We start from the raw sequence: 6,107 nt of genomic DNA, 5'->3' as shown, positions 1-6,107 counted from the left end.
GCCCGCGCCCGCCCCCGGCCCCGCGCAGGCCCAGCCGATCAGGTCGCTGCCCGCGCCGTGCGGGATGGTTCCGCACACCACCGTCCGGCAGATCGTCCCGGACGCGAAGCAGAGCAAGAGCGCCAACTCCACGCTGACCACGTGCACCTACACCGCGCCGGGCCGGGAGGCGCGGTGGCTGCGGGTCGAGGCGCACCTGCATCTGCAGATGGGTGCCACGGACCCGGTGAAGAACGCCCAGGACTACTACAACGCCCAGTGGACGCAGGCGCGCGCCCCGCAGTTGGAACGGACGATCACGCTGGAGCCGCAGCCGGACATGGGCGACCAGGCGTACCGCTGGTTCAAGGTCGACAAGGGCCAGCCCACGGTCGTCGGAGTGGTGACCGCGCGGATCCGCAACGTGGTGGTCACGGTCAGCTACAGCGAGCAGGCAGTGGGCAAGGGTGAGCAGGAGGAACGGGAAGGAGCGTGCATGGCGAAGGTGATGCGGACGGCGAGAGAAGTGCTCCGCTCGCTCCACTAAATCATTTCTGACCTGAATCGGCCGATCATGGCATATTTTCTGTCAACAGCTTCTAAGGTGTCCGGGTAAAGGGGAGGAGAGTGCGCCGGTCATGCTCCCGCTCGTGATCGGTGACCGGTGCGCTGGCGCTGGGGAGGAGGATGTCGACGACGTGACGGTCCAACCGGTAGGAGTGTCCTGGGTATGAGGTGAGCCCAGGTCAGCAACAGGTTCTCGCCCGCCGGGCCGCGAAGTGGACCCCACTTCGCGGCCCTTTCCGTGCCGAGACCATGGACCATTGCGCGGAAATTCGCACATGCGTTCGCGTCTGCTGCAAATGACCGCACGGGCACCCCGGCTAAAGCGCTGCCGCCCGCCGATGATAATGGCGCCGCCCCAGAACCGATCACCGTTCCACCGGACGACTCGTCCACCCCGGCCCGTGCCCCTCGCGAGCCCGCCCCGAATACGATCCGGACGACTTGCTGGATGGTCTGCCGCCGGGGGCGGCTCATGCCGGGCGGCGGTGGGGCGTTAGGCCTGGGGGATGGGGATTCTGGCCAGGAGGCGCAGGGAGGCCGGGGAGACCCGTGACAGGGCGCGCAGCAGGTGGCCCTCGAAGGTGACCGGGACCATCGGCCGGTTCTTGACGATGGCGTCGACGATCCGCTCGGCCACCTTCTCGGGCGGGTAGTTGCGCAGTTGGAGGGCCTTGTTGCCGCGTGTGCGCATCCGTTCCTGTGCGGCGGGGTCGCCGCCCACGAAGGTGCCGTTCTTGACGATGCCGGTGTTGACGAAGCCGGGGCAGACGGCGGTGACGCCGATGCGGGAGCCCGCCAGTTCGGCGCGCAGGCACTCGCTCAGCATGAGGACGGCCGCCTTGGTCGTGCAGTAGGCGGGCAGCGTGCGTGTGGGCGCGAACGCGGCGGCGGAGGCGATGTTGACGATGTGGCCGCCGAAGTTCGGCTTGTCGGGCTTGTTGGGCAGCGCGTTCACGCGGTCCACCATCTGGCGACCGAACAGGCGGGAGCCGTGGATGACGCCCCACAGGTTGACGCCGAGGACGCGGTCCCATTCGGCGACGCCGGTGTCGAGGAACGGGCCCGCGACGGCGATCCCGGCGTTGTTGACCAGGATGTCGGGGACCCGGTGCGCGCTTCTCACCTCGGCCGCGAAGGTCTCCATGGCGGCGGCGTCCGACACGTCCACCTGGTAGGCGGCGCCGCCGGAGCCGAGCGTCTTGGCCAGGGTGACGGTGCGCTCGGCGGCGGGCAGGTCGATATCGGCGGCGATCACGGTCGCGCCGCGCTCGGCGAGGGCGAGCGCCGTGGCCCGGCCGAACCCGCTGCCTGCTCCGGTGACGACGGCGAGCGCGCCGTCGAAGTGCGCGAGGGGCATGGAGACCTCCGTGAGTGGGATGATCCAACCGTACTCAGCGGCGGCGGTCCACGGGCGGTCACCGCCGCTTTCCGGTCAGCCCGCGGCGGTCTCGGCGGCGATGACCGCGTCGACCTCGGCCTTGCGCTCGGCCTCCTCGGCGGCGAACCGCTCGGTGTCGAGCCTCTCGGCGATCTCCTCGTCCTGGCCCATGAGCGCGTCGAGGTCGGCCTTGGACATCTCCAGGACGCCCATGTCGTCGTAGGCCCTCTGGATCCGCTCGCTCCACAGCCCGATGTCCTTGACGCACGGGACGATCCGGCTGAACAGCAGGCTCTGGAACATCCGCATGTACGGGGAGTTCTCCACCATCTCGTCCACCTCCTTCGGGTCGATGCCGAAGTTGGTCCAGATCTCCCGCCCGCGGATGCGGTCGCGCATGAGGTGGCAGCCCTCGATGACGAAGTCCTCGCGCTCGCGGCGCTCGGCCGCCGACAGCTCCTTGTAGTAGTCGCGCAGGGCGAGCCGCCCGAACGCGACGTGGCGCGCCTCGTCCTGCATGACGTAGGCGAGGATCTGCTTGGGGAGGGGCTTGGTCGTGATGTCGCGGATGACGCCGAACGCGGCGAGCGCGAGGCCCTCGATGAGCACCTGCATGCCGAGGTAGGGCATGTCCCAGCGGGAGTCGGTGAGCGTCTCGTTCAGCAGGTCCTGCAGCTTGGTGTTGATCGGGTAGACGAGGCCGACCTTCTCCTGGAGGAACCGCGTGAAGATCTCGACGTGGCGCGCCTCGTCCATCGCCTGGGTGGCGGAGTAGAGCTTGGCGTCCAGGTCGGGCACCGACTCCACGATCCGGGCCGCGGTGACCATCGCGCCCTGCTCGCCGTGCATGAACTGCGAGAATTGCCAGGACGAGCTGTGCCGCCGCAGCTCGCCGCGCTCCTTCTCGCTCAGCATGTCCCAGTACCGCGTCCCGTAGATGGCGAGGGACTGGTCGGGGACGCCGAGGACGTCGTGCGGGTCGACCTCCAGATCCCAGTCGATCCGCGTGACCGAGTCCCACTGCTTGTCCTTGCCCTTCTGGTACAGGGCGAGGAGGCGGTCTCGGCCGTCGTCGTACTCCCAGGTGAACCGGGTGTCGCCGGCCAGCGGGACGTTCCAGGTGGACGTGGCGACGGGGGCGGTGTACAGGTCATGGGTCGACACGGAACCCCTCCCTCGGGGAGCGTACGTACAATGTACGCCTTACGTACGTTGTACGTACCGTGTCATGGGGCACTTACGGCTGTCAACGGTGGGAAGAGGCGCGACCGATGGCGAGAGATGTGATTCCCGGCACCCCGGAGACGCGGCCGGTCCTGACGCGCGGGCGCATCGTGCGCGCCGCGATCGGGCTGATCGAGCGCGAGGGCGCCGACGCGCTGTCGATGCGCCGGGTGGCCGCCGAATTGGGCGTCGCGGTGATGTCGCTGTACAACCACGTCCCGAACAAGAGCGCGCTCATGGAGGGCGTCGCCGAGCACGTCGTGGCGGGGATGGAGCTTGAGGACGATCCGTCCGAGCCCTGGGAGCACCGTGCGCGCGCGCTCGTCCGCGCCTTCCGGACGGTCGCGCGCGAGTACCCGCGCTGCATGACGGTCGTCCTCACCCACAAGATCGACACCCCGGTCGCGTTGCGTCCCGCCGAGCGCGCGCTGGCGCTGGCCGGCGCCGCCGGGTTCGACGGCGGGACGTCGGTGCGGATCATGCGGGCGCTGCTCGCCTACGCGCTCGGCACGCAGATGCGCGAGATCGGCGCGGTGAAGATGCTCGACCACCTGGTGGGGACGCCCGCCGAGTCCTTCGCCAGGCTCGACCCGGAGGAGTTCCCGCACGTGACCGCGCTCGGCCCCCAGCTGGCCCGGCACGACCCCGAGACCGACTTCGAGTTCGGCCTGGACCTGCTGATCCGCGCCCTGGACGCCCTGCCGCGGACGGCCCGTCCCGGAACCTGAGGCGTGCGTCAGACGAAGTAGGGGCCGAGGCCCTGCCGGCAGAAGTCGGTCATGTAGCGCGCCGCGTCCTGTGCCGACACCTCGGGACGACGCGTCCGCCACTGGGCGAGCCGCTCGCTGGCCCCGATGATGATCTCGGTGTAGGCGTCGATCGCGTCGGCGGGCGCGGACGGCGCGAACGTCGCCAGCACCCCGGCGATCAACGTGCTCTGCTGCCGCCGGGTCGCCTCGACGGCCTCGATCGTCTCGGGGCCCGCGGCCAGCGGCTCGCGCAGCAGCATCGCGAACGACTTGCTGTGCGCGTCGATGAAGTCGAAGTAGGCGACCATCCCGCGCCACAGGATGTCCTCGGGGGTGGACGCGCCCGCCATGGCCTTCTGGGTGACGTCGAGGAGCTCGGCCTTGGAGCGTCCCACGCACGCCAGGAGCAGCCCGTCCTTGGAGCCGAAGTACTCGTACAGCATCGGCTTGGACACGCCGCAGCGCTCGGCGATCTCGTCCATGGAGGTCGCCTGGTAGCCGCGCTCGCCGAAGACCTCCTCCGCCACGTCCAGCATCTGCCGTTCGCGCTCGGCCCGGGACATGCGCCGCCGGCGGGCCGGGGGTCGCGGTGTGGCGTCACTCACAGGAAACCGCCTCTGTTGGACCTATCGTCAGTAAGCTACTGCCGGTAACTTACTAGGAGTAGGTTACGTGAGAGGATGGTTATGACCGAGCGCACCCCCGCGATCGTCATCATCGGGTCCGGCTTCGCCGGGCTCGGCATGGCGATCGGGCTCAAGAGGTCCGGATTCCACGACTTCGTGGTGCTGGAGAAGAGCGACGCCCTCGGCGGGACCTGGCACGACAACACCTACCCCGGCTGCGCGTGCGACGTCCCCTCGCACATGTACTCCTTCTCGTTCGAGCTCAACCCGGGCTGGACGCGGATGTTCGCGCCGCAGCCGGAGATCCGCTCCTACATGGAGCGCACCGCTGACAAGTACCGCGTCCGCGAGCACATCCGCTTCGGCAGCGCCGTCGACACGATGGAGTACGACGACGAGGCCAAGCGCTGGAGCGTGGCACTCGCCGACGGGACCGTCCTGCGGCCCAAGGCCGTCGTGTCCGGCATCGGCGCCCTGCACATCCCCTCGTTCCCCGACCTGCCCGGCATCGAGCGGTTCCAGGGCAGGACGTTCCACTCCGCCGAGTGGGACCACTCCTACGACCTCGCCGGCAAGCGCGTCGCCGTCATCGGGACGGGCGCGTCCGCCATCCAGTTCGTGCCGCGGATCGCGGAGGACGTCGACCGCCTCGTCCTGTTCCAGCGGACGCCGCCCTGGATCCAGCCGAAGCCCGACCGCGCGTTCCCCGGGCCCGTCCGCGCGGCGTTCGAGAAGGTCCCTGGCGCCGCGCGCGCCTTCCGCAACGGCATCTACTGGACGCTTGAGGCCCGCGCGGTCGGATTCACCATCGACCCGCGCCTGTCCGCCCCGCAGGAGAAGCTCGCCCGCTGGCACATCAAGAGGCAGATCGCCGACCCCGAACTGCGCGCCAAGGTGACCCCCGACTACACCATCGGCTGCAAGCGGGTCCTGCTGTCGAACGACTACTACCCGGCACTCGCCCGCCCCAATGTGGACGTGGAGACCTCCGGAATCGCGGAGGTCAGGGAGAACTCCGTCGTCACCGCGGACGGACGCGAGTACGAAGTCGACTGCATCATCTACGGCACCGGCTTCAAGGTGACCGACGCCCTCGCCGACCTGCGCGTCACCGGCCGCGACGGCGTCAAGCTCCAGGAGATCTGGGCGAACGGCATCGAGGCGCACCGCGGCACGACGATCCCCGGGATGCCCAACTTCTTCATGCTGCTGGGCCCGAACACCGGCCTCGGCCACAACTCCGTCGTCTTCATGATCGAGGTGCAGATCCAGCACGTCCTGAGCTGCCTGCGGCTGCTCCAGGAGCGCGGGGCCGACGCCATCGAGCCGAAGCCGGAGGCGTCCCGCCGCTTCAACGACCGCATGCACAAGCGGCTGCGGCGCGCGGTGTGGAACGAGGGCGGCTGCCAGAGCTGGTACCTCGACGCGCAGGGCGTGAACCGCACGCTGTGGCCGGGGCACACCTTCGAGTTCTGGGCCGGGGCCCGCAAGGCGAACCCGGACGAGTACCTCCTCACCCGCTGAGCGGGCGGGCCCGTCCGCTCAGCGGGTGAGGAGGTACTCGTCCTGGCTCTTATACACCTC

General features: G+C 69.4%; 6 protein-coding genes. 3 read left to right on the top strand and 3 right to left on the bottom strand.

The window, feature by feature from the left end:
- Positions 1–526: hypothetical protein (locus tag E1298_RS48920; RefSeq protein WP_165975934.1), on the top strand; the 526-nt coding region annotated here is incomplete at its 5' end.
- A 513-nt stretch (positions 527–1,039) separates the two neighbouring features.
- Here E1298_RS48920 and E1298_RS42850 read toward each other — a convergent pair.
- Both E1298_RS42850 and E1298_RS42845 read right to left on the bottom strand, forming a co-directional pair.
- Positions 1,040–1,903, bottom strand: coding sequence for an SDR family NAD(P)-dependent oxidoreductase (locus E1298_RS42850; RefSeq protein ID WP_131903118.1), 864 nt, complete (start codon positions 1,901–1,903; stop codon positions 1,040–1,042).
- Positions 1,904–1,978: 75 nt separating this feature from the next.
- Entirely contained in the window at positions 1,979–3,088 is a 1,110-nt protein-coding gene (locus tag E1298_RS42845) for a ferritin-like domain-containing protein (RefSeq protein ID WP_131903117.1), read from the bottom strand.
- 107 nt (positions 3,089–3,195) lie between these two features.
- Between E1298_RS42845 and E1298_RS42840 the strand changes: the two genes are divergently transcribed.
- On the top strand, positions 3,196–3,876 hold the full coding sequence (locus E1298_RS42840) for a TetR/AcrR family transcriptional regulator (RefSeq protein ID WP_131903116.1): 681 nt from the start codon (positions 3,196–3,198) through the stop codon (positions 3,874–3,876).
- 8 nt (positions 3,877–3,884) lie between these two features.
- Here the strand turns inward: E1298_RS42840 and E1298_RS42835 are convergent, their stop codons facing one another.
- On the bottom strand, positions 3,885–4,502 hold the full coding sequence (locus tag E1298_RS42835) for a TetR/AcrR family transcriptional regulator (protein ID WP_243726182.1): 618 nt from the start codon (positions 4,500–4,502) through the stop codon (positions 3,885–3,887).
- 81 nt (positions 4,503–4,583) lie between these two features.
- Here E1298_RS42835 and E1298_RS42830 point away from each other — a divergent pair, with 81 nt between their 5' ends.
- Positions 4,584–6,047, top strand: a complete 1,464-nt coding sequence (locus E1298_RS42830) for a flavin-containing monooxygenase (protein ID WP_131903115.1) — start codon at positions 4,584–4,586, stop codon at positions 6,045–6,047.
- Positions 6,048–6,107: the final 60 nt, after the last annotated feature.

The sequence above is a fragment of the Actinomadura rubrisoli genome, assembly GCF_004349215.1.
Lineage (GTDB): Bacteria > Actinomycetota > Actinomycetes > Streptosporangiales > Streptosporangiaceae > Spirillospora > Spirillospora rubrisoli.
The sequence above is the reverse complement of the archived record's forward strand: the minus strand, read 5'-3'. Positions and strand labels throughout refer to the sequence as shown.